The organism is Pseudomonas sp. H9 (assembly GCF_004353925.1).
Classification (GTDB): Bacteria; Pseudomonadota; Gammaproteobacteria; order Pseudomonadales; family Pseudomonadaceae; genus Aquipseudomonas.
The window spans coordinates 1-26,557 of record NZ_SMOK01000013.1; the positions used below are offsets into that span (position 1 = coordinate 1).

19 protein-coding genes are annotated in these 26,557 nt (G+C 60.3%); 9 read left to right on the top strand and 10 right to left on the bottom strand.

What is annotated here, in order from left to right:
• Positions 1-228 precede the first annotated feature (228 nt).
• A complete protein-coding gene (gene aceF / locus E1573_RS12605; protein WP_133214108.1) occupies positions 229-1,860 on the bottom strand; it encodes a dihydrolipoyllysine-residue acetyltransferase in 1,632 nt (543 codons plus the stop codon).
• A 13-nt stretch (positions 1,861-1,873) separates the two neighbouring features.
• On the bottom strand, positions 1,874-4,519 hold the full coding sequence (gene aceE / locus E1573_RS12610; protein ID WP_133214110.1) for a pyruvate dehydrogenase (acetyl-transferring), homodimeric type: 2,646 nt from the start codon (positions 4,517-4,519) through the stop codon (positions 1,874-1,876).
• A gap of 431 nt (positions 4,520-4,950) precedes the next feature.
• Here aceE and glnE point away from each other — a divergent pair, with 431 nt between their 5' ends.
• From glnE to E1573_RS12650, 8 genes are all read left to right on the top strand, one after another.
• Entirely contained in the window at positions 4,951-7,887 is a 2,937-nt protein-coding gene (gene glnE / locus E1573_RS12615; RefSeq protein ID WP_133214112.1) for a bifunctional [glutamate--ammonia ligase]-adenylyl-L-tyrosine phosphorylase/[glutamate--ammonia-ligase] adenylyltransferase, read from the top strand.
• A gap of 157 nt (positions 7,888-8,044) precedes the next feature.
• The gene (gene waaF, locus E1573_RS12620; RefSeq protein ID WP_133214114.1) at positions 8,045-9,094 is read left to right on the top strand and encodes a lipopolysaccharide heptosyltransferase II; all 1,050 of its coding nucleotides are present in this window, start codon (positions 8,045-8,047) and stop codon (positions 9,092-9,094) included.
• Positions 9,095-10,153: a lipopolysaccharide heptosyltransferase I gene (gene waaC / locus E1573_RS12625; protein ID WP_133214116.1), complete on the top strand. Its 1,059-nt coding sequence runs from the start codon at positions 9,095-9,097 to the stop codon at positions 10,151-10,153.
• On the top strand, positions 10,153-11,277 hold the full coding sequence (locus E1573_RS12630; RefSeq protein ID WP_133214118.1) for a glycosyltransferase family 4 protein: 1,125 nt from the start codon (positions 10,153-10,155) through the stop codon (positions 11,275-11,277). The genes waaC and E1573_RS12630 overlap by 1 nt, the downstream gene beginning before the upstream one ends.
• Positions 11,274-12,080: a lipopolysaccharide core heptose(I) kinase RfaP gene (rfaP, locus tag E1573_RS12635; RefSeq protein ID WP_133214120.1), complete on the top strand. Its 807-nt coding sequence runs from the start codon at positions 11,274-11,276 to the stop codon at positions 12,078-12,080. The genes E1573_RS12630 and rfaP overlap by 4 nt, the downstream gene beginning before the upstream one ends.
• On the top strand, positions 12,080-12,814 hold the full coding sequence (locus E1573_RS12640; protein WP_133214122.1) for a lipopolysaccharide kinase InaA family protein: 735 nt from the start codon (positions 12,080-12,082) through the stop codon (positions 12,812-12,814). Before rfaP ends, E1573_RS12640 begins: the two co-directional genes overlap by 1 nt.
• Positions 12,811-13,563: a lipopolysaccharide kinase InaA family protein gene (locus E1573_RS12645; protein WP_133214124.1), complete on the top strand. Its 753-nt coding sequence runs from the start codon at positions 12,811-12,813 to the stop codon at positions 13,561-13,563. Before E1573_RS12640 ends, E1573_RS12645 begins: the two co-directional genes overlap by 4 nt.
• Positions 13,563-15,005 carry a lipopolysaccharide kinase InaA family protein gene (locus tag E1573_RS12650; protein WP_133214126.1) on the top strand — a complete coding sequence of 481 codons (1,443 nt, stop codon included), beginning with the start codon at positions 13,563-13,565 and terminating at the stop codon, positions 15,003-15,005. Before E1573_RS12645 ends, E1573_RS12650 begins: the two co-directional genes overlap by 1 nt.
• A gap of 79 nt (positions 15,006-15,084) precedes the next feature.
• Here E1573_RS12650 and E1573_RS26720 read toward each other — a convergent pair whose 3' ends face one another.
• The 7 genes from E1573_RS26720 to E1573_RS12680 form a co-directional block, all read right to left on the bottom strand.
• Complete coding sequence (locus tag E1573_RS26720) at positions 15,085-15,258, bottom strand: hypothetical protein (RefSeq protein ID WP_165957325.1); 174 nt, start codon at positions 15,256-15,258, stop codon at positions 15,085-15,087.
• On the bottom strand, positions 15,255-16,373 hold the full coding sequence (locus E1573_RS12655; protein ID WP_133214128.1) for a PepSY domain-containing protein: 1,119 nt from the start codon (positions 16,371-16,373) through the stop codon (positions 15,255-15,257). The genes E1573_RS26720 and E1573_RS12655 overlap by 4 nt, the downstream gene beginning before the upstream one ends.
• 83 nt (positions 16,374-16,456) lie before the next feature.
• On the bottom strand, positions 16,457-18,892 hold the full coding sequence (locus tag E1573_RS12660) for a TonB-dependent siderophore receptor (protein WP_133214130.1): 2,436 nt from the start codon (positions 18,890-18,892) through the stop codon (positions 16,457-16,459).
• Between the two features lie 179 nt (positions 18,893-19,071).
• Positions 19,072-20,037: a FecR domain-containing protein gene (locus E1573_RS12665; protein ID WP_133214132.1), complete on the bottom strand. Its 966-nt coding sequence runs from the start codon at positions 20,035-20,037 to the stop codon at positions 19,072-19,074.
• The gene (locus E1573_RS12670) at positions 20,034-20,552 is read right to left on the bottom strand and encodes an RNA polymerase sigma factor (protein WP_133214134.1); all 519 of its coding nucleotides are present in this window, start codon (positions 20,550-20,552) and stop codon (positions 20,034-20,036) included. Before E1573_RS12670 ends, E1573_RS12665 begins: the two co-directional genes overlap by 4 nt.
• A gap of 95 nt (positions 20,553-20,647) precedes the next feature.
• Positions 20,648-21,352, bottom strand: a complete 705-nt coding sequence (locus E1573_RS12675; RefSeq protein ID WP_133214136.1) for a PolC-type DNA polymerase III — start codon at positions 21,350-21,352, stop codon at positions 20,648-20,650.
• A complete protein-coding gene (locus E1573_RS12680) occupies positions 21,349-23,286 on the bottom strand; it encodes a DUF294 nucleotidyltransferase-like domain-containing protein (protein WP_133214138.1) in 1,938 nt (645 codons plus the stop codon). Before E1573_RS12680 ends, E1573_RS12675 begins: the two co-directional genes overlap by 4 nt.
• Positions 23,287-23,521: 235 nt before the next feature.
• Between E1573_RS12680 and E1573_RS12685 the strand changes: the two genes are divergently transcribed.
• On the top strand, positions 23,522-23,965 hold the full coding sequence (locus E1573_RS12685; protein ID WP_133214140.1) for a response regulator: 444 nt from the start codon (positions 23,522-23,524) through the stop codon (positions 23,963-23,965).
• A 71-nt stretch (positions 23,966-24,036) separates the two neighbouring features.
• Here the strand turns inward: E1573_RS12685 and E1573_RS12690 are convergent, their stop codons facing one another.
• Positions 24,037-26,214, bottom strand: coding sequence for a malate synthase G (locus tag E1573_RS12690; protein ID WP_133214142.1), 2,178 nt, complete (start codon positions 26,212-26,214; stop codon positions 24,037-24,039).
• Positions 26,215-26,557 lie beyond the last annotated feature (343 nt).

The following is a 26,557-nucleotide window of genomic DNA, read 5'->3' on the forward strand; positions in this document are numbered from 1 at the left end:
AAGCGCAAACCTTAAACCGGTGGGAGCGGGCTTGCCCCGCGATTGCGATACAACTGACACGCCGCAATCGCGGGGCAAGCCCGCTCCCACAGGTGGTGCAAGACAGTTCCCTCCGTCGGTGAAAAGCGGGCAAAAAAAAGCCCCGCCAAAGTGGCGGGGTTGAGGTACGAGCGTGGCAGCTCGAAAAGGGAGCCTGTCTCCCCCGGCAGAGGGAGACAGGGAACAGCATTACAGCAGCATGGTGCGGATGTCGGTCAGCAGGTCGCCCAGACGCTTGGTGAAGCGTGCAGCAGCTGCGCCGTTGATCACGCGGTGATCGTAGGACAGCGACAGTGGCAGCATCAGCTTCGGCTGGAAGGCTTTGCCATCCCAGACTGGCTGGATGGTGGCCTTGGAAACACCGAGGATCGCCACTTCCGGCGCGTTGACGATCGGCGTGAAGCCGGTGCCGCCAATGTGACCGAGGCTGGAGATGGTGAAGCAAGCGCCTTGCATGTCATCAGCCGAGAGCTTTTTGGTCCGGGCTTTTTCAGCCAGGGCCGCCGCTTCGCCAGCCAGTTGCAGCAGGCTCTTCTGGTCGACGTTTTTGATCACAGGTACCAGCAGGCCATCCGGGGTATCAACGGCGAAACCAACGTTGACGTACTTCTTGCGGATGATCGCTTTGCCGCTAGGGGCCAGCGAGCTGTTGAAGTCTGGCAGTTCCTTGAGCAGGTGTGCACAGGCCTTGAGCAGCAGCGGCAGTACGGTCAGCTTGACGCCAGCCTTTTCTGCAACGGCTTTCTGCGCAACGCGGAAGGCTTCCAGTTCAGTGATGTCGGCCGAGTCGAACTGGGTCACGTGAGGTACGTTCAGCCAGCTGCGATGCAGGTTGGTCGCGCCCATCTGCATCAGACGGGTCATCGGCACTTCTTCGACTTCGCCGAAGCGGCTGAAATCGACTTCCGGAATCGGCGGGATGCCTGCACCACCGGTTGCACCGGCGGCTGGAGCTTCCTTGGCCTTCTGCATCATGGCCTTGACGTAAACCTGCACGTCTTCCTTGAGGATACGACCGTGCGGGCCAGTGGCGGCAACGGCGCTCAGCTCGACGCCGAACTCACGGGCCAGCTGACGTACGGCAGGGCCGGCGTGAACTTTGGCACCGCTGACAGCGGCAGGCGCGGCAGCCGGTGCTGCTGGAGCAGCTTCAGCCTTGGCAGCTGGCGCCGGAGCAGCAGCGGCCGGAGCGGCAGCAGCAGGTGCAGCGGCGGGTGCTGGAGCTGCTGCAGGCGCAGCGCCAGCGACTTTCAGCTTGAGGATCAGGTCGCCAGTGCCGACTTCGTCGTCCAGCTTGGCCACGATGGCTTCGACCACGCCAGCGGCTGGAGACGGGATCTCCATCGAGGCTTTGTCCGATTCCAGGGTGATCAGCGACTGGTCAGCTTCGACGGTATCGCCGACTTTGACCAGCATTTCGATGATCTTGGCTTTGCCCGACGAGCCGATGTCCGGGACATGAATGTCCTGAACAGCGGCAGCAGCCGGTGCAGCAGCCGGGGCCGGAGCGGCCTCGGCAACTGGAGCAGCAGGCGCCGGTGCAGCAGCCGGTGCGGCAGCGGCAGGAGCCTCAGGCGCAGCAGCTGCGCCCTCGACTTCCAGTTCCAGCAGTTCGTCGCCTTCCTTCAGACGGTCGCCCAGCTTGACCTTCAGCGCTTTGATCACGCCGGCCTTAGGGGCCGGGATCTCCATGGAGGCCTTGTCGGACTCCAGGGTCAGCAGGCTTTGGTCAGCCTCGATGCGGTCGCCGACTTTGACGAACAGCTCAATGATTTCACCTTCACCGCTGCCGATGTCAGGTACGCGAATGAGTTCGCTCACTTAAAAATACTCCTCAGCAGTCCAGTGGGTTGCGCTTGTCCGGGTCGATGCCGAACTTGGTGATGGCATCGGCCACAACCTTAGGTTCGATCTCGCCACGGTCAGCCAGGGCTTCCAGGGCAGCCAGCACCACGAAGTGACGGTCGACTTCGAAGAAGTGACGCAGCTTCTTGCGGCTGTCGCTGCGACCGTAGCCATCGGTACCCAGGACTTTGAATTCTTTGCTCGGCACCCACTGACGGATCTGCTCGGCGAACAGTTTCATGTAGTCGGTAGAGGCAATGACCGGACCTTTGCGACCGTTCAGGCACTGCTCGACGTAAGTCTGCTGTGGCTTCTGACCAGGCTTGAGGCGGTTGCTGCGCTCTACGGCCAGGCCGTCGCGACGCAGTTCGTTGAAGCTGGTGACGCTCCAGACGTCGGCGCCGACGTTGAACTCTTCACGCAGGATCTTCGCCGCTTCACGCACTTCACGCAGGATGGTGCCGGAGCCCATCAGCTGAACGTGGTGTGCCGCTTCGCGGGTATCTTCCTCGAGCAGGTACATACCTTTGATGATGCCTTCCTCGACACCGGCCGGCATGGCTGGCTGCTGGTAAGACTCGTTCATCACGGTGATGTAGTAGAAGACGTCCTGTTGCTCTTCGGTCATCTTCTTCATGCCGTCCTGGATGATCACCGCCAGCTCGTAGCCGTAGGTTGGATCGTAGGTGCGGCAGTTCGGGATGGTACCGGCCATCATGTGGCTGTGACCGTCTTCGTGCTGCAGGCCTTCACCGTTGAGGGTGGTACGGCCGGCGGTGCCGCCGATCAGGAAGCCACGGGTACGGCTGTCGCCAGCGGCCCAGGCCAGGTCGCCGATACGCTGGAAGCCGAACATCGAGTAGAAGATGTAGAACGGCAGCATCGGCTGGTTGTGGCAGCTGTACGAAGTACCGGCAGCGATGAACGACGACATGGCGCCGGCTTCGTTGATGCCTTCTTCGAGGATCTGACCTTTCTTGTCTTCGCGGTAGAACATCACCTGGTCTTTATCGACTGGCTCGTAGAGCTGGCCGACGGACGAGTAGATGCCCAGCTGGCGGAACATGCCTTCCATACCGAAGGTACGGGCTTCGTCCGGGATGATCGGAACGATGCGCTGGCCGATTTCTTTGTCTTTGACCAGTTGCGCGAGGATCCGCACGAAGGCCATGGTGGTGGAGATTTCGCGGTCGCCCGAGCCGTCCAGGATCGCCTTCAGGGTTTCCAGTGGCGGGGTTGGCACGCTGAAGCTCTTGGCGCGGCGCTGTGGAACGAAACCACCCAGTGCGGTGCGGCGTTCGGCCAGGTAACGGGCTTCGGCGCTGCCTTCTTCTGGTTTGAAGAACGGCAGGTTTTCCAGTTGGTCGTCTTTGACCGGGATGTCGAAGCGGTCACGGAACTGACGCAGGCTCTCGACGTCGACCTTCTTGGTGTTGTGCGCGGTGTTCTTGGCTTCGCCAGCACCGGTGCCGTAACCCTTGATGGTCTTGGCCAGAATAACGGTTGGCTGGTCTTTGTGGTTGACCGCCTGGTGGTAGGCCGCATAGACCTTGTACGGGTCGTGGCCGCCACGGTTGAGCTTCCAGATTTCTTCGTCGGACAGGTCTTCGACCATGGCCTTGAGTTCTGGGGTGTTGAAGAAGTGCTCACGGACGAACGCGCCGTCTTTGGCTTTGTAGTTCTGGTACTCGCCGTCGATGACTTCGTCCATGCGACGCTGCAGGGCGCCGTTGGTGTCTTTGGCGAACAAAGGGTCCCAGAAACGGCCCCAGACCACTTTGTTGACGTTCCAGCCACCGCCACGGAACACGCCTTCGAGTTCCTGGATGATCTTGCCGTTGCCGCGAACCGGGCCGTCGAGGCGCTGCAGGTTGCAGTTGATGACGAAGATCAGGTTGTCCAGCTTCTCGCGGCCAGCCAGGGCGATTGCACCCAGGGATTCTGGCTCGTCGCACTCGCCGTCGCCCATGAAGCACCAGACTTTCTGCTTGCCAGCCGGGATGAAACCACGGGCTTCCAGGTACTTCATGAAGCGTGCCTGGTAGATCGCCTGGATCGGGCCCAGACCCATGGAAACGGTCGGGAACTGCCAGAAGTCAGGCATCAGCCATGGGTGCGGGTAGGACGACAGGCCTTTGCCATCGACTTCCTGACGGAAGTTGTTCATCTGGTCTTCGTTGATGCGGCCTTCCATGAAGGCGCGGGCGTAGACACCAGGCGAGGCGTGGCCCTGGAAGAAGATCAGGTCGCCGCCGTGTTCTTCGGTCGGGGCCTGGAAGAAATAGTTGAAGCCAATGTCATACAGAGTGGCACTGGAGGCGAAGCTCGAAATGTGGCCACCCAGATCCGAGTCTTTCAGGTTGGTGCGCATAACCATTGCCAGCGCGTTCCAACGGACCATCGAGCGAATGCGGCGTTCCATGAACAGGTCGCCAGGCATGCGTGCTTCGTGGGTGACAGGGATGGTGTTGCGGTATGGCGTGGTGATGGCATATGGCAGCTGGGAGCCACTACGGGTGGCCAGCTCGCCCATACGGGTCATCAGGTAGTGAGCGCGGTCTTCGCCTTCTTTGTCGAGAACCGACTCCAGGGCGTCCAGCCATTCCTGGGTTTCGACGGGATCGAGGTCTTGCATGGCTTGCTCCAGGGCGGAAAGGCTTCCAGAATCGGTTGCCTGAGTTTGCGACTGGCCTTTTGGGCAGACGACATGAAATTCTTGGATTACCGGAGAGTGTACCGGCGTTGTGTAGTTTTACTACAAATGAATCGCCATTTCATGCTTTTGAAGTGAAGAAGCAGTAGTAAAACTACAGAAAACTGGCTTATGGCCTCAGTTCAGGTTGTGGGGAAAAACGATACCGGTGGTTAAAAGCAAGTTAAGAAAAGGTTTGCTGCGATGGTTTCTGCCAGAGAATCATGTTTTTCAGCTATTTCTAACTTTTGTATGACAGTCCATGTGGGAGCGGGCTTGCCCCGCGATTGCATTTCGTCAGGCGTATCGCATCGCGGGGCAAGCCCGCTCCCACATGTCGCCGCTAATCTTTTCTCGCCGATCAAGGATAGACCATGAGCCTGCCTTTGCTGGTTGATCTGCCCGCCACCCTTGCACCGTTAGTCAGTCGCAACGAGCAATCGCTGCGTGCCGCAGTTGCCCAGGTGCCGGATTTATCCCTTGATAGCTGGACGGCTGAACGTTGGGCGCAGTTCGCCCGAGTGACGGCAGCTAGCGATTTTGTCCTTGAACAGGCATTACGCGATCCGGCCATGCTGCTTGAACTGGTTGCCAGCGGCGAACTCGACCGCAGTTTCGCGCCGGGCGAACTGTGCGCGCAGATTGCTGGTGCTGCTCAGGCAGCCGACAGCGAAGACGCGCTGGCGCGTAACCTGCGCCGCCAACGTAACCGCCAACAGGTACGGATCATCTGGCGCGACCTGAACCGCCAGGCCGACCTGGTGCAAACCTGCCGCGACCTCTCCGACCTGGCCGACGCCTGTATCGACCAGGCTTACCACTGGCTGTACCCACGTCACTGCCAGCAGTTCGGTACGCCGATCGGCCATCGCAGCGGCCTGGCGCAGCACATGGTGGTGCTGGGCATGGGCAAGCTGGGTGCGGTCGAGCTGAACCTGTCATCGGACATTGACCTGATTTTTGCCTTCCCTGAGGGCGGCGAGACTGAAGGCGTCAAACGTTCGCTGGATAACCAGGAGTTCTTTACCCGCCTGGGCCAGCGCCTGATCAAGGCCCTGGACCCGATTACCGTCGATGGTTTCGTGTTCCGCGTTGATATGCGCCTGCGGCCTTATGGCTCGTCGGGGGCGCTGGTGCTTAGCTTCAACGCGCTGGAGCAGTACTACCAGGACCAGGGCCGCGACTGGGAACGCTACGCGATGATCAAGGCGCGAGTGGTGGCCGGCGACCAGCAGGCCGGAGCTCAGTTGCTGAATGTGCTGCGACCGTTCGTTTACCGGCGATATCTGGACTTTTCTGCCATCGAAGCGCTGCGCACCATGAAGCAGCTGATCCAGCAAGAAGTGCGGCGCAAGGGCATGGCCGACAACATCAAGCTGGGAGCGGGCGGTATTCGGGAAGTCGAGTTTATTGCCCAGGCTTTCCAGCTGATTCACGGCGGGCGCGACCTGAGCCTGCAGCAGCGGCCCTTGCTCAAGGTGCTGTCGACCCTTGAAGGGCAGGGGTACCTGCCGCCTGCGGTGGTCACTGAACTGCGCGAAGGCTATGAATTCTTACGCTACACCGAGCATGCGATCCAGGCCATTGCCGATCGCCAGACTCAAATGCTACCGGACAGTGACCTCGACCGTGCGCGTATTGCCTTTATGCTCGGTTTTGCCGACTGGGCGAGTTTCCATGCCCAACTGATGCACTGGCGCGGGCGAATTGACTGGCACTTCCGTCAGGTCATTGCCGACCCGGACGAAGATGAGAGTGAAGAGGGCGAAGTCATCGTTGGCGGTGAATGGCTGCCGCTGTGGGAAGAAGCCCAGGATGAGGAAGCCGCCTGCCGTCAGCTGCAGAACGCCGGTTTTGCCGACCCAGGCAAGGCGCTCAGGCATCTGGCCGGGCTGCGTAACAGTGGCCAGTTGCGCGCCATGCAGCGTTTGGGGCGCGAGCGTCTGGATGCATTTATTCCCCGCTTGTTGGCGCAGGCGGTGGAGCATGCTGACCCGGATCTGGTGCTGGAGCGAGTATTGCCGTTGGTAGAAGCGGTGGCTCGGCGTTCAGCGTATCTGGTGCTGCTGACCGAAAACCCAGGGGCGCTGCGGCGCTTGTTGACCTTGTGCGCTGCCAGCCCATGGATCGCTGAGCAAATCACCCGCTTTCCGCTGCTGCTCGATGAGCTGCTCAACGAAGGCCGTTTGTTCAGCCCGCCGAAGGCGCCGGAGCTGGCCGCCGAGTTGCGTGAGCGACTGACGCGCATTCCCGAAGACGACTTGGAACAGCAGATGGAGGCGTTGCGCCATTTCAAACTGGCTCACAGCTTGCGGGTGGCTGCTTCTGAAATCGCCGGTAACTTGCCGCTGATGAAAGTCAGCGATTACCTGACCTGGCTGGCTGAAGCCATCCTCAACCAGGTGTTGGCGCTGGCCTGGCGCCAGACAGTCACGCGCCATGGCCAGCCCAAGCGCAGTGATGGTAGCCTGTGCGACCCGGGTTTCATTATTGTTGGCTACGGCAAAGTCGGTGGTATCGAGCTTGGCCACGGTTCAGACCTTGATTTGGTGTTCATCCATGATGGCGACCCGCAGGCGGAGACCGACGGTGCCAAGCCTATCGATAGCGCCCAGTTCTTCACGCGCCTGGGCCAGCGCATCATTCACCTGCTGACTACCCAGACCAACTCCGGGCAGCTGTATGACGTGGACATGCGCTTGCGTCCTTCCGGCGCCTCGGGGTTGTTGGTCAGTTCTGTGGGCGCCTTTGAGCGTTATCAGCAGAACGAGGCCTGGACCTGGGAGCATCAGGCGCTGGTGCGCGCCCGCGTGCTGGTGGGTTGCCCGCAGGTGGGCGCGGCATTTGAGGCCGTGCGTGCGCGGATTCTCGGCCAGGCTCGGGACTTGCCCAAGTTGCAGGCCGAAGTCAGCGAGATGCGCGCCAAGATGCGCGATAACCTCGGGACCAAGGTCAGCGCTGCGGGTACCGGCGCCAACGCTTTTGAGCCTGGCGTGCCCTTTGATATCAAGCAGGATGCCGGTGGTATCGTCGATATCGAATTTATGGTGCAATACGCCGCTTTGGCCTGGTCTCACGACCATCCGGAACTGCTGCGCTGGACCGACAACATCCGCATCCTTGAAGAGCTTGAACAAGCCGGGCTGATGCCCGCCAGCGATGCTGTGCTGTTGCGTGAGGTGTACAAGGCGTTCCGCTCGGCTGCACACCGCCAGGCCCTGCAGAAGCAGGCCGGGGTGATCGATGCCTCGCAGTTTGTTCAGGAGCGTCGTGAAGTGCGGCGCATCTGGGCTGAGATGGGACTGACCTGAGCGGTTGAACCAGGCGAATCAGGCGGCAGGAAGCCTGCCACGACCACACTACAGCCCGAGTGGCGTACACTGGTCGCTATATAGCCTGAATATAAAGAAGGGAGGCCAGGCTGTTCGCGGACAGGCTGCAGCCTCCCTGATCGTTTCTGGATAAAGCATGAGAATTTTGATCATTGGCCCCAGCTGGGTGGGCGACATGGTAATGGCGCAAACCCTGTTCCATTGCCTGAAGCAGCAACATCCGGCGTGTGTGATCGACGTGCTGGCCCCCGAGTGGAGCCGGCCGATCCTCGAGCGCATGCCTGAAGTGCGCCAGGCCTTGAGCTTTCCGCTCGGCCACGGCGCGCTGGAACTGGCGACCCGGCGGCGTATCGGCAAGTCCCTGGCGGGTCAGTATGACCAGGCGATTCTGCTGCCCAATTCGCTGAAGTCGGCGTTGGTGCCGTTCTTTGCCGGCATTCCCAAGCGTACCGGTTGGCGCGGCGAGCTGCGGTTCGGCCTGCTCAACGATGTGCGCAAGCTGGACAAGGCGCGCTACCCGCTGATGATCGAGCGCTTCATGGCCTTGGCCTACCCGGTAGGCACCGAGCTGCCTAAGCCTTACCCGCGCCCGAGCCTGCAAATCGAGGCTGCCAGCCGCGATGCCGCCTTGGCCAAGTTCGGCCTGAGCCTGGATCGCCCGGTGTTGGCGTTGTGTCCGGGCGCCGAATTCGGCGAGGCCAAACGCTGGCCTTCGGAGCATTACGCCAAGGTGGCCGAGGTCAAGATTCGCGAAGGCTGGCAGGTATGGCTGTTTGGCTCGAAGAATGACCACGCGGTGGGTGAGTCGATTCGTGAGCGGTTGATTCCAGGGCTGCGTGAAGAATCTTATAACCTCAGCGGTGAAACCTCGTTGGCCGAAGCTATCGATCTGCTGTCGTGCAGCGATGCAGTGGTGTCCAACGACTCCGGCCTGATGCATGTCGCCGCTGCGTTGAACCGTCCACTGGTGGCGGTCTATGGCTCAACCTCGCCGGGTTTCACGCCGCCGTTGGCCGATCAGGTCGAAGTGGTGCGCTTAGGGTTGGAGTGCAGCCCGTGTTTCGACCGTACCTGCCGTTTTGGCCATTACAACTGCCTGCGCCAACTCGAACCTGACGCTGTGGTGGCTGCCTTGCAGCGCCTCGATGGTCCGAGCCTTGTCGATGTTTTGGCTGAGGTCGACTAAGTGCGGGTATTGCTGATCAAGACCTCTTCCCTGGGCGATGTGATTCACGCGCTGCCGGCACTCACCGATGCGGCCCGGGCGATTCCAGGTATTCGCTTCGACTGGGTGGTTGAGGAAGGCTTTGCCGAGATTCCCAGCTGGCACCCGGCGGTCGACAAGGTTATCCCGGTAGCGATTCGCCGCTGGCGCAAGAACCTCTGGCAGACCTTCAAAAACGGCGAATGGCGCCAGTTCAAGCAGCGCCTGCGCGAAACCAAATATGACTTGGTGATCGACGCCCAAGGCCTGGTCAAATCGGCCTGGCTGACCCGTTACGTCAAGGCACCGGTGGCCGGGCTCGACCGGTATTCGGCCCGTGAAGGGCTGTCGAGCCGCTTCTATGACCGCCGCTTTTCAGTGCAGCGTGGGCAGCATGCGGTTGAGCGGGTGCGCCAATTGTTCGCTTTGGCCCTGGGGTATGACCTGCCAGCTGGCCTGGGTGACTACGGCCTCGACCTTAACCGCCTGCAGTTGCCGCCGGCAGCGCCGTTCGTGGTGTTTCTGCATGGCACGACCTGGGCCACCAAGCACTGGCCTGAGGCTTACTGGCGCCAGTTGGCCGAGCGTCTTGGCCAGCAAGGCCTGCAAGTGCGCCTGCCATGGGGCAACGCGGCCGAGCAGGCCCGCGCCGAGCGTATTGCCAAGGGCTTGAGCAACTGTCAGGTGCTGCCAAAATTGAACCTGGTCGGTGTCGCCCGCGTGCTGGCGGCGGCAAAAGCCTGCGTAGCAGTGGATACTGGTCTGGGCCATCTGGCGGCAGCGCTGGATGTGCCGACCCTGTCGCTGTTCGGCCCGACCAACCCAGGGCTGACCGGCGCTTATGGCAAGTCGCAGGTGCACTTGGCCAGCGACTTCGCCTGTGCACCGTGTTTGCAAAAGAAATGTACCTATAAACCGAGTGCTGAAGATCAGCGCCGGTTCGATCTCAAACGCGAGTGGCCACTGTGCTTCACTCGCCTGAATCCCGAGCGTGTGGCGAGCCAATTGCGCGCGTTGCTGCTGGCTGAGGATGTTCGTTAATGCAACTGGCTTTTGTGCTGTACAAATATTTCCCCTTCGGCGGGCTGCAACGCGATTTCATGCGAATTGCCCTGGAGTGCCAGCGCCGTGGCCACAAGATCCGTGTTTACACGTTGATCTGGGAAGGCGATGTGCCGGAAGGTTTCGAGGTGCTGGTGGCGCCGGTCAAGGCGCTGTTCAACCATCGCCGTAACGAAAAGCTCAGTGCCTGGATGGAAGCAGACCTGGCCAAGCGCCCGGTCGACCGCCTGATCGGCTTCAACAAGATGCCGGGGCTGGATGTCTACTATGCCGCCGACGGCTGCTTCGAAGACAAAGCGCAGAACCTGCGCAACTCGTTGTACCGCCGCTGGGGCCGTTACCGGCACTTCGCCGAGTACGAGAGGGCAGTGTTTGCCAAGGATGCCAAGACCGAGGTGCTGATGATCTCGGAAGTCCAGCAGCCCTTGTTCATCAAACACTACGGCACGCCGCTGGAGCGCTTCCATCTGCTGCCACCGGGGATTTCCCACGACCGTCGGGCACCGGCCAATGCCGCTGAGATCCGTGCTGAGTTTCGCCGCGAGTTTGACCTCAAGGATGACCAGTTGCTGATGGTACAGATCGGCTCCGGGTTCAAGACCAAGGGTGTCGACCGCACGCTCAAAGCCTTGGCAGCCTTGCCTTCGGCCCTGCGCAAACGCACCCGGCTGATGGTGATCGGCCAGGATGACCCCAAAGTATTTCAACTGCAAAGCACGGCACTGGGCCTGAACGATCAGGTGCAGTTTCTCAAGGGCCGCAGTGATATCCCGCGATTCCTGCTCGGTGCAGATCTGTTGATTCACCCGGCCTACAACGAAAACACCGGCACGGTGCTGCTTGAGGCGCTGGTTGCCGGGCTGCCGGTGCTGGTATCGGCAGTGTGTGGCTATGCCCATTACATTGCCGAGGCCGACAGCGGCCTGGTGCTTGATGAGCCGTTTGAACAGGAGCAGCTCAACCAGTACCTGCAACGTATGCTCGAAGACGATGCCGCCCGCGCCAGCTGGGCACGCAATGGGTTGGCTTTCGCCGACACCGCCGACCTCTACAGCATGCCTGAGCATGCCGCCGATGTGATTCTGGCCCCGGAGCGTAAATGAAACTGATATTGGCCGAGCCGTTCAAACGCCTGTGGGCCGGGCGCGATGCCTTCGACGCTGTGGAGGGCCTGCAGGGGCAGGTGTACCGCGAGCTGGAGGGCCGCCGCACGCTGCGCACCGAGGTCGAGGGGCGTGGCTACTTCGTCAAGATTCACCGTGGCATCGGTTGGGGTGAAATCTTCAAGAACCTGTTCACCGCCAAGCTGCCGGTGCTCGGCGCCGGTCAGGAATGGCAAGCGATTCAGCGCCTGCATGAAGTCGGAGTGCCGACTATGACTGCCGTGGCGTACGGTGAGCGTGGCAGCAATCCGGCGGCGCAGCATTCATTCATCGTGACTGAAGAGCTGGCACCGACCATCAGCCTGGAAGATTTCAGCATCGACTGGGTCAAGCAGCCACCACCGCCGCGCCTCAAGCGCGCGCTGATCGCTGAAGTGGCGCGCATGACCGGGATGATGCACCGCGCTGGGGTCAACCATCGTGACTGCTACATCTGTCACTTTCTGTTGCACACCGACCGGGAAGTGACGGCCGATGACTTCAAACTGTCGGTCATCGACCTGCACCGTGCGCAGACACGTGCGAGCATTTCGCGTCGCTGGCGTAACAAGGACCTGGCCGCGCTGTATTTCTCGGCGCTGGACATCGGCCTGACCCGGCGCGACAAACTGCGCTTCTTGCGCGGCTACTTCCAGCAGCCGCTGCGTCAGATCCTTGCTGAGGAAGCCGCGCTGTTGCGCTGGCTGGAAGGCAAGGCCCAGAAGCTCTACGAGCGTAAACAACGATATGGGGATGCGCTCTGATGGCGGGATGGACACTGGCGCCTGATTATCAGGCACTGGCGGCGGATTTTGGCAGTATCGAGGCAGTCTTCGCCTTGCAGGGTGAGCGGCTGACGCACGACCCCTTGAGTGAAGTGATTCGGGTCGAACGCGACGGAGTTAACTACTACGTCAAGCGTTACACCGGTGCTGGTAAAGGCTTGCGTCGCTATCTGGGACGCCCGCGTATCAAGGCCGAGTGGCAGAACCTCAAACAGTTCGCCAAATGGGACATCCCGACCGCCGACGTGGTGGCCTGGGGCCTGGAACGTAATGGCCTGGCCTTTGGCCGCGGGGCGATGATTACCCGTGAGCTGCCGCGCACCGAAGACCTTTCGGCGTTGGCTGATCGCAAAGACCCACGCTTGGCCGATCGCGGTTGGGTCGACCATATCAGCCGTCAGCTGGCCCGGCATACGCGGGTCATGCATGATCACCACTTCACTCATAACGACCTGAAGTGGCGCAACCTGTTGGTGGATGACCAAGCGCGGCTATTCTTCATCGATTGCCCGACGGGCGACTTCTGGTGGGGCTTTATGCTGCGCTACCGGATCACCAAAGACTTGGCGTGCCTGGATAAAGTGGGCAAGTATCACCTGTCGGCCACGCAACGTTTGCGCTTTTACCTGCAGTATCGCGGGCGCGAGCGCCTCAATGCTTCGGACAAGCGCCGCATTCGGCATGTCGTGACGTTTTTCGAGGGACGCGAATGACTGATTTTCTCGCCAGTGCCGACATCGCACTGCTTGAACGCCATGGACTGAACGGTTTCGACCAGCTCTGGGCGCTGCAGCTTGATGCGGTGGATGAGCCCAACACTGGCCGTGGCGGCTGGAGTAGCGTTTATCGTCTGGAACTTGAGGGCAAGGGTTACTACCTCAAACGCCAGAGCGACTACCTGACCCGCACCTTGCATCGGCCCTTCGGTGAACCGACCTTTGCCCGTGAGTTTCGTAATATCAGCCGCTATAAAAAGCTCGGTATCCCCGCGCTGCAGGCGGTTTATTACGGCGAGCGCAAGGTTGATGGCGAGCGCCGGGCGATCCTGCTGACCCGCGCCCTGGACGACTGGAGCGATCTCGATAACCTGCTGGGGCTGTGGCCGACGCTGGAGATTGGCCAGCGCCAAGGCATTCTGCGCGCTTGTGGCCTGTTGGCCCGCACCCTGCATTCGGCCGGTCAGGTGCATGGCTGCTTCTATCCCAAGCACATCTTTCTGCGTGAGCGTAGCGATAGCTGGCAGGCGCAACTGATCGATCTGGAGAAAACCCGACCGCTGCTGCTGGGCATGCGCGACCGCCTCAAAGACCTTGAGCCGTTGTTGCGCCGTGCACCGGTCTGGAGCGAGGCTGAAGTGCGTGTGATGCTGGCATCCTATCTGGACCAGCCCACCGACAGCTCGCTGGTTGATACCTGGCTGCAGCGCCTGTCGCTGCGCCGCCGTGTGAAAGAGGCTCGCTGATGCGTTTGTCCGAACTCAAGGATGCCGGGCGTCACCCGGACCTGCCCCTGAACATAACCCTGGCCGATGCTGCGGGCACGGCTGATTTGCAACTCCTCAGCTTGCTGCGGGTGCTACCCGGACAACGCTATGTCGGTGCCGGTGTCTGGCGCGGCAAGCCGGTGTTGGCCAAATTGCTGGTGGGCAGCAGTGCGCCCCGGCATTTTCAGCGTGAGCTCGAAGGAGCACGGCTGTTGGCGGCCCAAGGGCTGACCACTCCGCTGTTGCTGGCAGATGGTTTGCGCGAGGGTGAGGGCGGCTGGTTACTGTTTGAATTCCTCGAAGGTGCCCAGAGCCTGGCGGACGCCTGGGCCGCGGTTGAAGCGTTGCCGCCGCTGGCAGACGAGCAAACCCTGGTACTCGGTGAAGCATTGACGGCGGTGGCGCAGATGCACGCCAAAGGTCTGTGGCAGGAAGACCTGCACCTGGACAACCTGTTGCGTCATGGCGGTCAGCTGTACCTGATCGACGGCGCGGGTATCAAAGCCGAGACCTTGGGCAAGCCTCTGTCGCGCCCGCAGGTGTTGCAAAACCTCGGTGTACTGTTCGCGCAACTGCCCAAGCGCCTGGAGCCGTTCATTGAAGAACTGCTGGTGCATTACCTGCTGGCCAACGCAGAACATGCGTTGCCACTGGAGGCGTTGCAGAAGCAGATCGACAAGGTGCGCAGCTGGCGCTTGAAGGATTACCTGGAAAAGGCCGGGCGCGAATGCACACTCTTTAGTGTTGAGCGCGGTCTGAGCGGACTGCGCTCGGTTCGCCGGAATGAATTGGCCGTCATGCTGCCGGTGCTGGAGCAGGCCGATAGCCTGATTGACCAGGGGCACCTGTACAAGACCGGTGGCGCGGCCAGTGTCGCGCGGATCGAGGTGGATGGCCGACCGCTGGTGCTCAAACGCTACAACATCAAGAACACCGCCCATTGGTTCAAGCGCTTCTGGCGCCCAAGCCGGGCTTGGCACTCGTGGATCGAAGGGCATCGCCTGGAGTTTCTCGGCATTGCCACACCACGGCCACTGGCAGTGTTGGAGCAGCGGGTCATGGGCTTACGCAGCCGTGCCTACCTGGTGACCGAGTACGCCGACGGCCCGGACTTGATCGAATGCTTCGCGCCTTACGTCGACAGCGGCGAGGTGCCTGAAGCGCAACTTCAGGCTTTGCAGGCGTTGTTGAAGCAGTTGATCCATGAGCGCATCAGCCACGGCGACATGAAAGGCCACAACCTGTTCTGGCAGGCGGGCCAATGGTCGCTGATTGACCTGGATGCCATGTGCCAACATGCGACCCAGCTCAGCTTCGCCCCGGCCTTTGCCCGTGACCGGGCGCGGTTGCTGCGTAACTGGCCGAGTGCCAGTGCCTTGCACAAGCGCCTGGATGAATGCTTGCCCAAGCTGACTGACTAGGGTCCCTTCCTCTGTGGGAGCGGGCTTGCCCCGCGATGCGGTGTGTCTGTTATGCCGCTATCGCGGGGCAAGCCCGCTCCTACCGAAAGAGCCCGCGCAGGCTCAGCAGCGCGGGAATGCCTAGCCCCAGCCAGGCCAGGACATCCCAGCCGCCATCGCCGAGCAGCGCGGCAAACAGCCCGGCTGCCCCTAGCAGGCCGATCAGCAGTGGCCAGGCAAAGATCGTGCGGGTTGATTGCGAGCGATGGCTCATACGCTGGCCTCCTGCACCCGAGGGCGCCGATGTTTGCTCCACCACAGGTATAGGCCGCTGCCCAGCACAATGATGGTCAACACATCGAGTACGGCCCAGAGGATCTGCATCGGACGGCCACCGTAGTCACCGAAGTGCAGGGGTTGCGATAGCAACATCGCGTCCATGTACCAGGGGCGGTCACCCACAGCAGTCACCGCCAGCGTTTGCGCATCGATCAGTACCGGAGTGAGCAGGTGTGAGGTGAGGTGAGTACCGCCTTTCATGAATACCGCGTAATGGTGCTCACTGGAAAAGCGTGTGCCGGGAAACGCGATGAAGTCCGGTTCCATGCCGGGAGCGGCTTCGCCTGCAATGTCCAGGACGCGGCTGACGGGCGCCAGTTCGGTCAATGGCGGAGCATCGCGGTAGGGGGCCACCAACGCGCTCAAACTGTCATTGCGCCAGGCAGCGATTACCAGGTCTGACAGGGCGCTGATCACGCCGGTTACGCCGACCACCAACGCCCAGGTCAGGGTAACGATGCCGATCAGGTTGTGCAGGTCGAGCCAGCGCAGCCGCTGCGATTTTTCGTTGCGCACGGTGGCGAACTTCAGGCGGCGCATGAACGGGGCGTAAAGCACCACGCCGGAGATGATTGCCACCACGAACAGCAACCCCATGAACGCCAGCAGCAGCTTCCCGGGCAACCCGGCAAACATGTCTACGTGCAGGCGCAGCATGGTCATCATGAAGCCGCCGTTGGCCGACGGCATCTCGACTGCTTCGCCTGTGCGGCCATCGAGCATGAAGGTGTGAGACAAGTCAGGGTGGGTGCCAGCTGTGGCCGCCATGATTGCGATCACACCGTTGCTGTCGTCCTCATCCCAGCCGAAGTACTGCATGGCTTCGCCCGGGCGATGGGCTTGGGCTTTGAGTACCAGCTGTTGCAGGTCCAGCTTCGGCGTGTCGGCAGGCATCTCTTTCAACTCCGGAGCATCGCCCAGCAAGTGGTCGATCTCGTGGTGAAAGATCAGCGGCAAACCGGTGACTGCCAGCATCAGCAGGAACAGGGTGCAGATCAGGCTGGTCCAGGTATGGATGAAGGACCAGCGGCGTATGGTTGAGCTTTTCATTACATTTTATTTCTCAGCTTTCAGAAATACCAAAGCCGTCCACAGGGGGACGGCTTGGTTGTTACGCAGCTTATATCAGGCCGTTACCACTTGTAGGTGGCGCTGGCGACGACGCTGCGCAGGTCTCCGTAATAGCAGTAGAAGCTGTCGCAGGTGGAGATGTAATCCTTGTTGAACACGTTGGTCGCGTTGACGGCCAGCGATGCGCCTTTGAGGCTGTTGTCCAGGCGGCCCAGGTCGTAATGCACAGCGGCATCAAACACGGTGTAGGCATCAGCCTTGCCCAGCCAGGTATTGGCCTGGTCACCATAGGTATTGCCGGTGTAGCGCGCACCACCACCGATACCGAAGCCGTCGAGTACGCCGGTGTGCCAGGTGTAGTCAGCCCATACCGACGCTTGCTGGTTCGGCATCAGTTGCAGGCGGTTGCCTTTGTACTGGCCGTCCTGAACTTCGGATTTGGCCAAGGTGTAGGCGGCGATCACTTTCAGGTTTTCGGTAACGTCGGATACGGCTTCGAGCTCCAGACCACGGACTTTCACTTCACCGGTCTGGCTGGTGACGGTGATGTTGCCGACGTTGTTGGTTACTTCCACGTTTTTCTGGGTGAGGTCATAAATTGCCGCACTCAACAGCGTGTTGGAACCCGGCGGTTGGTACTTGATACCCAGTTCCCATTGCTTGCCTTCAGTAGGCTTGAAGGATTCTTCCGGATCAGCACTGGCGTTGCTGGTTGGCTGGAAGGATTCGGCATAGGACAGGTATGGCACAAAGCCCGAGTCGAACACATAGCTGATTGCAGCGTTGCCACTGAATTTTTTATCGCGTTCGGTGTTGGTGGCATCGCCTTTGTTATAGAACTTGGTGCCGGTATGTACCCAGTCTTCACGCCCACCCAGGGTCAGACGCCAGTTGTCGAGTGCCATTTGGTCCTGGATGTAGAGACCGGTTTGGCGAGTTTTCTGGTTGTAATCGAAATCGAAAGGGCCGGGTACAGTTGGGCGAACAATTGGCAGCCCGTACTCCGGGTGGTTCACATTAACGCCTGGCGCAGTACCAAATATCGACAGATAGTTGGTGTTGATGCGCTGGTGATCCAAGCCAATCAGTAAGGTGTGGTTAATGTCGCCTGTGGCGAAGTCGGCCTGGAAGTTGTTATCCACCGCGAACTGGCTGATGTCTTCATCCACGTTGGTGGTAGACCTGCCAGTGTTTCCTTGATCGTCGACCTCAAGGCCAAACTCGGGGAAATAGGCGCTGACGGTAATTGTCTGGAAAGCCAAGTCCGATTTGGTATAGCGCAGATTCTGGCGGAACTGCCAGACATCATTGATGCGATGCTCGAAGGCATAGCCCAGCGCGTAGTAAGTACGGTCATAGAACTCGTAGTTCGGGTCGCCCAGGTTCTTGTGGTGCGAGATATCGCCGAACGGCATGTCGATCTTCGTGCCCTGGATCGGGCGAAATTGGCTGGTTACGCCCGTATCGTCGCGGGTGAATTGCGACAGGAAGGTCAGTTTGGTGTCTTCGTCGATGTTCCAGGTCAGGCTTGGCGCAATGTTGTAGCGCTTGTCGTCGATATGATCGACCTGAGTGCCGCTGTCACGCAGTACACCGCTCAGGCTGTAGAGAAACTGGCCTTCATCATCGATTTTACCGGTGCTGGCAAAGTTGATCTGGCGATGATTATCACTGCCGTACTGGAGCTGAATCTCGTGACTGCTTTCAGCCTGCGGTCGACGGCTGACCATGTCCAGCAAGCCGCCGGGAGGTGTCTGGCCGTAGAGTGAGGACGCAGGGCCGCGCAGCAAGGCAAGGCGGTCCAGGTTCCAGGTTTCGGCTTTTGGGTTGGCATACACGCCGCGTGGTAGCGGAAGGCCGTCGAGGAACTGAGTAGGTTCAAATCCACGCACGCGCATCCAGTCGTAACGCGTGTCACTGCCATAACTGGCAGAAACGATTCCCGGCATATAGCGCACGGCATCATCAAGGCTGTGGACACTGCGGTCATCCATTTGCTCACGGGTAGCAATGGAAATAGAGCGAGGCGCCTCGACGAGAGCAGTATCTGTTTTCGTGCCTGCGGCGGTACGTTTGGCGAGATAACCCTCTACAGGCCCCCAGGCACTTTCAGAATCGCCAACGGCATTGATGCTGGTTTCCGGCAAGGCCATGGCGCCTTCCGGCGTTGCCACCAGGGTGTAGGTGCCCGCGCTGCTTTGCTCCAGTTGCAGACCAGTGCCGCGCAAGGCTGCCTGCAGGGCGCCGACGCCGTTGTACTGGCCGTTGACCGGTGCCGAGGTGCGACCGTTGGCCAAGCTCGGGTCCAGGCTCAGGGCAATGCCGGCCTGGCTGGCGATCTGGTTCAGGGTGCTCGACAGCGGGGCAGCGGGCAGGTTGTAGCTGCGCAGGCCCGATTGTTCGGCGGCGATCAGCGAGCTGCTCACCACCGGGGCGGACAGGGCAATGGCCATGGCCAGCAAGCTGGGGCGCAGGAAGGATTTAACAACGCGGGACATGCAGCAACTCCTCGACGAATAAGTGCTAACTAGCTTCCTTGCCGAGTGAGATGAGAAAAGTGTTAGGGCTTAGTGAAAATAATTTAGATTTTGATTGCACGGCACGCTGAAGGCGCAGCAAATCGCGGGGCAAGCCCGCTCCTACACGGTAGGAGCGGGCTTGCCCCGCGATAAATTCTTCAAGGCGTACCGGGTTTGGCCACAACCGTCACCCACCACGGGGTGTGCTGTTCGATCTGTACTGGCAGCGTCGGCAGCAATGAAGTCAGGGCCAGGTCGGTATCTTTCAGTGGGAAGCTGCCAGTAATTCGCAGGTTGGCCACCTCTGGTGCCACGCCAAGATGGCCAGTGCGGTAACGGCCCAGTTCATCGATCAGGTCTTCCAGGCGCACGTTGTCGACCACCAGCATGCCGCGAGTCCAGGCATCGGCGCCGATGCCCAGGCCAGCAATCTCGCTGAGGCGGTCATGGCTCATGAGCACTTGCTGGCCTTCACGCAGAACCTGTTCGTCGCCACTGTCTTGAGGTTTGGCCGCTACGGCTGACTGTAAGACGCTCAGGCGCGTGCCTTGATCTTCCACTTTGACCAGGAAGCGGGTGCCGAGCGCACGCATGCGTCCGTCTTCGGTGGCAACCACAAACGGACGGTCGTCCTTGTGGCCGGTCTCGATAGAGATTTCGCCTTCGTGCAATACGATCAGGCGCTCTTTTTCACCGAAGCGAATATCCACTGCCGAATGAGTATTGAGGCTGATCAGGGTGCCGTCGGTCAGGCGCAGGCTGCGCTGCTCGCCGGTGGCCGTGCGTTGGTCGGCGAGCCAGTAGCCCAGCGACTGATAGGTGCTGACCCAACTCAGCAAGCCCGCCACCAGTACCACACTGGCCAGGCCACTGCCGACTTTGCGTACGCGCTGGCGCAGGCTGGCGCGCGATTGCAACAAGGCCTGGCGCGCCGGCCCTGCGGCAGCGCTGAAACGTTGGTCAAGCATGCCCAGTTGCATCCAGGCCCGGGCGTGCTCTTCACTGGCGGCATGCCAGTGGGCGAATTCGGCGTGCTCTTCCGCGCTGCCGCTGCCTGAATCCAAGCGCAGCTGCCAGGCGATTGCGGCGTCGAGGACGCGAGCACTGACCGGTTTGGTGTTCATGTCGGCTCGCCGTACAGAGCGATGTAGCACTGGCGCATGCCTTGGGCCAGGTACTGGCGCACGCGAGAAACCGAAACACCCAGGCGTTCGGCTATTTGCGCGTGGTTCAGGCCGTCCAGACGATTGTAGAGAAACGCCGCACGGGCTTTGCTCGACAACTTGCTTAGCAGGCGGTCAATGGCCTTGAGGTCTTCGAGAATCAGGTGTTGTTCTTCCGGGGAAGGTTGTTCGGCTTCGGGGATCAGCATCAGCTCGGCCAGGTAGGCCTGCTCCAGCGCCGCGCGGCGAAAATGATCGAACAACAGACCCTTGGCAATGGCCATGAGGAAGGCTCGAGGTTCACGCGGTGCGGGCAGGTCGTCACGACCGAGCAGGCGCACGAAAGTGTCCTGGCTCAGGTCTTCGGCTCGCTCGGCGCAGGCGATATTACGCCGTAGCCAGCCAAGTAGCCAACTGCGATGGTCGCGGTAGAGCGTACCGACCAGCTCACTGTGTGGGCTTTGTGCGGACGACAAGGCGTTCCCCGAAAAAGATACGTTAACTAACGATAATTATTCGCAATTGTTACAGAGTCTTCCGGGAAAACGCAATTGACGCTCATCGGATGTCGCTAGAAGCCAAGGCTTTGTTGCCGCCTGCGCCGCGAACGCTGCAGGTGCTGGTCGAGCAGAGCCGAGCTGTCCAGGTGCTGGCGCCGGGCCTGGCTGAACAGAATCAGGGCCAGCTCGGCGGTGACCATGGCATCGGCACTGGCGTTGTGCCGTTCGATAGCTTCCAGGCCAAAACACGCGGTCCAGTCATCGAGCCCGGCTTCGCGCAGGGTGATCTGCGGGTTCAGCAGCGGCGCCAGTTCGGCCACATCGAAGAACGGGTGCTGCAAGCGATAGCCCAGGTGGTCTTTCAGCGCCCGGGCCAGCATGCGCTGGTCGAAGGGGGCATGGAAGGCCAGCACTGGGCTGTCACCGATGAAGTTCATCAGGTCGAGCAGCGCCTCGGCCGGATCACAACCCGCCGCGATGGCGCTGGGGCCCAGGCCATGGAGCAATACACTGGAGGTCAGCTTGTGGTCGCGCTGATGCAATGTGCGCTCGAACTGCTGGCTGAAGTCGATGGCGCCGTCTTCGATAACCACCGCACCAATCGACAGCACGTGGTCACGTTGAGTGTTCAGGCCGCTGGTTTCCAGGTCCAGCACCACCCAGCGCTGTGCACGCAGTGAGCTTTCACTGAGTGTGGCCGCAGATGGAAGCCGGGCGACGCGCTGGCTGATGTGGTCATCGATCTGGCGCGGACGCAGCCAGGCAAACAGGCTCACAGCTGGTACCTCAGGCTCAGGCTGCTTTGCAGGCGCTGGGCCTGACGCAGGGACTCACGCAGGATCCGCCGATCGAGGTGGTTAAGGCTGTCGGGATCGACCCGGTTGGAGTACGGCAAATTCTGCCGGCTCTGCAACTGGTGTTGCTGCATGCGGGTTTGCTGGATGAAGTGATAGGCCTCCTCGTAGGCGGCGCCATCAAGTGGGTCGATCACTTCGCGAGTAACCAGTTCACGCAGGCGTTCCAAGGTGTTGTTGGCGCTGATGCCGTTGGCCAGGGCCAACAGGCGGGCGCCGTCGACGAACGGAGTCAGGCCTTGCACCTTGAGGTCCAGGGTAGCTGCCTTGTCACTGCCCTGGCGGGTCAATACGAATTCACGGAAACGCCCTACCGGTGGTCGCTGGCGCAAAGCGTTATCGGCCATCATGCGTTGGAACAGGCGGTTATCCGCAACTTGCTCAAGAATGCTCTGGCGCAGCTGTTCACAGGCCTTATCGTCGCCCCAGACCACGCGCAGGTCGAAGTAGATGCTCGACGCCAGCAGGTTCTCCGGGGTGGCCTCGCGAATGAATGCGGCAAAGCGTCGGGCCCATTCGGCGCGCGACAGACACAGCTCAGGGTTGCCGGCCATGATATTGCCCTTGCACAGGGTAAAGCCGCATTGCGCCAGGCTCTGGTTGATGTGCTGGGCGAGTGGTAGCAGACGTCCGCGGATTTCGGCGGCGTGGGCAGCATCGCGGGCTTCAAACAGAATGCCGTTGTCTTGATCGGTGTGCAGGGTTTGTTCGCGGCGGCCTTCACTGCCAAAACACAGCCAGCTGAACGGTACGCCTGGGTCGCCTTTCTCTTGAATCGCCAGCTCGATCACCCGGCACACGGTGTGGTCGTTGAGCAGGGTGATGATCTGGGTGATCTGCGTCGAGGAGGCACCATGGGCGAGCATGCGCTCGACCAACTGACTGATCTCGCCACGCAAGGACACCAAGTGCTCGATTCGTGTGGCATGGCGAATGGTTCGCGCCAGGTGCACCAGGTCGACCCGTTGCAGGGAGAACAAGTCACGTTCGGAAACGACACCGCACAGGCGCTTGTCTTCGACCAGGCAGACGTGGGCAATGTGCCGTTCGGTCATGGCAATGGCCGCATCAAAGGCACTGGCCTGCGGGCTCAGGTAGAACGGGTTGACGGTCATGTGGGCGCCGATCGGCTGGACGAAGTCGGCGCTGGCGTCGGCCACCACCTGGCGCAAGTCGCGCAGGGTGAAGATACCAATCGGAAAGCGCTGCGCATCGACAATGACGATACTGCCGACCTGCTGCTCGTGCATCAAGGCCACGGCTTCGCGTAGGGGTGTGTGCTGATCGCAGACCACCGGATGACGCATGGCCAGTTCGCCTAGGCGAGTATTGAGCGAGTATTGGGTGCCGAGAGTCTCCACGGCACGCCGCTGGACCTGCTGATTGACCTGGTCGAGCAGGCTGCTGACACCGCGCAGGGCGAAATCGCGGAACACTTCAGACAGGGCAAACAGGCGAATGAACGCCGCTTTGTTCAGTTGCAGGCAGAAGGTGTCTTCGCCGGCCAGATGCTCGGTGCGGGTCGCACGTTCGCCGAGCAGGGCGGCCAGGGGAAAGCATTCGCCAGTGGTGATTTCGAAGGTGGTTTCCGTACCTGCGCGGGTCACATGCTGGCGTTCACCAACTACACGACCCTGCTTGACGATGTAAAAGTGCTCGACCGGGCCGTCGCTGGGTTTGATGATGCTGTCATTGGCAGCATAGAAACGCAGTTGGCACTGTTCGACGAGAAACGCCAGGTGGGCGTTCTCCATCTGATTGAAGGGTGGAAAGCGTTGCAGAAACTGCAGGGTTCCCTGGATGTTCTGCAGCACTGCAGTTTTTCCAGCCTGGGTGAAGGCGTCCATTTTGCTCATGAGCATTACCGCGTATTTATGTCGAGCTGTGTACATCGACCTTGTTGTTTTCAGTGCTCATGGTCGGTCGCAGGGTGCGTAGTGCCCATTGGACGTAAGTCTAAATGGTGCGGCGGGGCAGATGAGAAACACGACCTGTGTCAAATTGCCGACGAGAGGTGGGTTGCAAGGCGATCAAAAGCAGTCTGAACTTGATTTGAGGGACATTTTTCCGGTCATTGATGATGAGACAGCCATGCCCGACCCAGACGACCTACTGAGTGACGCCGAACGTGAAGCGCTGGCAACGGTTACAGCGCCGCGTGCTGCGCCACAGAAGGTATTGGTCGTTGATGACAACCAGAGCGCGCGTGATGCACTTGTCAGCTACCTGAAGACCAAGGGCATAAAATGCCTGGTCGCGCAGAATGCCGAGCAAGCGCTAAGGTGCCTGGAAGACGAGCGTGATATCGGTCTGTTGATCACTGACCTGCGAATGAAACCCTTGGATGGTCTGGAACTGATTCGGCAAATCCGCGAGTCGGACAAAGCGGCGTTGCCGATCATTATCGTGTCCGGGGATGCCGATGTGCCGGATGCCATTGCGGCGATGCACTTGAGTGTCGTCGACTTCTTGCTCAAGCCGGTCGATACGGACAAGTTAATGGGTTTGGTACGTAAAGAGTTGGGGATTGTTTGAAAAGATCGCGGGGCAAGCCCGCTCCCACAGAATGAACTCTGTGGGAGCGGGCTTGCCCCGCGATGGGTTAGTTACAGACCGTTTTTGGCCTTGAACTCACGACGACGACGGTGCAGCACTGGCTCGGTGTAGCCGTTTGGCTGCTTGGTGCCTTCAACCACCAGTTCGATTGCCGCCTGGAAGGCGATGTTGTTATCGAAGTCGGGTGCCAGCGGGCGGTACAGCGGGTCGTTGGCGTTTTGCTTGTCGACCACTGGAGCCATGCGCTTGAGGCTTTCCACTACTTGAGCCTCGGTGACGATACCGTGGCGCAGCCAGTTGGCCAGCAGTTGCGCGGAGATACGCAGGGTGGCGCGGTCTTCCATCAGGCCGACATCGTTGATGTCTGGCACTTTCGAGCAACCGACGCCCTGGTCGATCCAGCGTACAACGTAGCCAAGGATGCCCTGGGCGTTGTTGTCCAGTTCGTTGCGGATTTCTTCTTCCGACAAGTTGGTGTTTTCCGCCAACGGGATGGTCAGGATGTCATCCACCGATGCTGGTGTACGCTTGGCCAGTTCTGCCTGACGAGCGAACACGTCGACTTTGTGGTAGTGCAGCGCATGCAGCGCAGCAGCAGTCGGCGACGGTACCCAGGCGGTGTTGGCGCCGGCCAGCGGGTGAGCGATCTTTTGTTCGAGCATGTCGGCCATCAGGTCCGGCATGGCCCACATGCCTTTACCGATTTGGGCGCGGCCTTGCAGGCCGGTAGCCAGGCCGATATCGACGTTGGAGTTCTCGTAGGCGCCGATCCACTTCTGGGTTTTCATCGCGCCTTTGCGTACAACAGCGCCGGCTTCCATGGACGTGTGAATTTCGTCGCCGGTACGGTCGAGGAAGCCGGTGTTGATGAACACCACGCGCTCGCTGGCAGCCTGGATACAGGCCTTGAGGTTGACCGTGGTGCGGCGCTCCTCGTCCATGATGCCAACCTTCAGCGTATTACGCTTCATGCCCAGCACGTCTTCGATGCGACCGAACAACTCGTTGGTGAACGCCGCTTCTTCAGGGCCGTGCATCTTCGGTTTAACGATGTACACAGAACCGGTACGGCTGTTCTTGCGGCTGGTATTGCCGTTGAGGTTGTGGATCGCGGCAAGGTTGGTCACCAGGCCGTCGAGAATGCCTTCAGGTACTTCGTTGCCGTCTTTGTCGAGGATGGCGTCGATGGTCATCAGGTGACCGACGTTACGCACGAACAGCAGCGAACGACCGTGCAGGGTGACAGTGCCACCGTTCGGCGCGGTGTATTCGCGGTCCGGGTTCATGGTCCGGGTGAAGGTCTGGCCGCCTTTGCTGACGCTTTCTGCCAGGTCGCCCTTCATCAGGCCTAGCCAGTTGCGGTAAACCACAACTTTGTCGTCGGCATCAACCGCAGCAACCGAGTCTTCGCAGTCCATGATGGTGGTCAGGGCGGCTTCCATCAGCACGTCCTTGAGCCCGGCAGCGTCGGTTTGGCCGACCGGGGTGCTGGCGTCGATCTGGATTTCGAAATGCAGGCCGTTGTGCTTGAGCAGAATGGCGGTCGGAGCTGCGGCGTCGCCGTGGTAGCCAATCAGCTGTGCGTCATCGCGCAGGCCGCTGTTGCTGCCACCCTTGAGTGCAACAACCAGCTTGCCACCTTCGATGCGGTAAGCGGTGGAATCAACGTGAGAGCCGGCAGCCAGTGGCGCGGACTCATCGAGGAAGGCGCGAGCGAAGGCGATGACCTTGTCGCCGCGAACCTTGTTGTAGCCTTTGCCTTTTTCTGCTCCACCGGCTTCGCTGATGGCATCGGTGCCGTACAGGGCATCGTACAGCGAGCCCCAGCGGGCGTTGGAAGCGTTCAGGGCGAAGCGCGCATTCATTACTGGTACGACCAGTTGCGGGCCGGCCATACGGGCGATTTCGTCATCGACGTTCTGGGTCGAGGCCTGGAAATCTGCGACTTCTGGCAGCAGATAACCAATTTCCTGGAGGAAGGCTTTGTAAGCCACTGCATCGTGAGCCTGGCCTTTACGCGCTTGGTGCCAGGCATCGATCTGTGCCTGCAGTGCGTCACGTTTGGCCAGCAGTGCTTTGTTCTTTGGAGCGAGGTCGTTGATGATCTTTTCTGCCCCCACCCAGAATTGCTCGGCGTTGACGCCGGTTCCGGGAATGGCTTCGTTGTTCACGAAGTCGAACAGGACTTTGGCGACCTGAAGGCCACCGACTTGAACGTGTTCAGTCATTGCTTGCCTCACTCTGCTCAGCTATTGCTCTTCTATTTAAGCCTTACGCGCTTCTCTAAACACGGCACCAGAACATGCCCGATGGGCGGCTGGGTGCGGCCAGCCAGACAGGCTGGCGAGCGGTTGCGTATTTTCACAGGCGCCTTGGCAGACATCGATTTGACGTTTTGTAGTCCGCGCTGCGGCATACTACATGATGCGCTGCGGATGTGAAAATCAGACTAAATACGTCGTTCTGCGACCAATTGGTCGCATAAGGTCACGCTGGGAGACAGTATGTTCTCAAAAAAGTGGCAGATTGTTCCAGATAAATCTTGAAACAGTACACGATTGGTCGACGAAA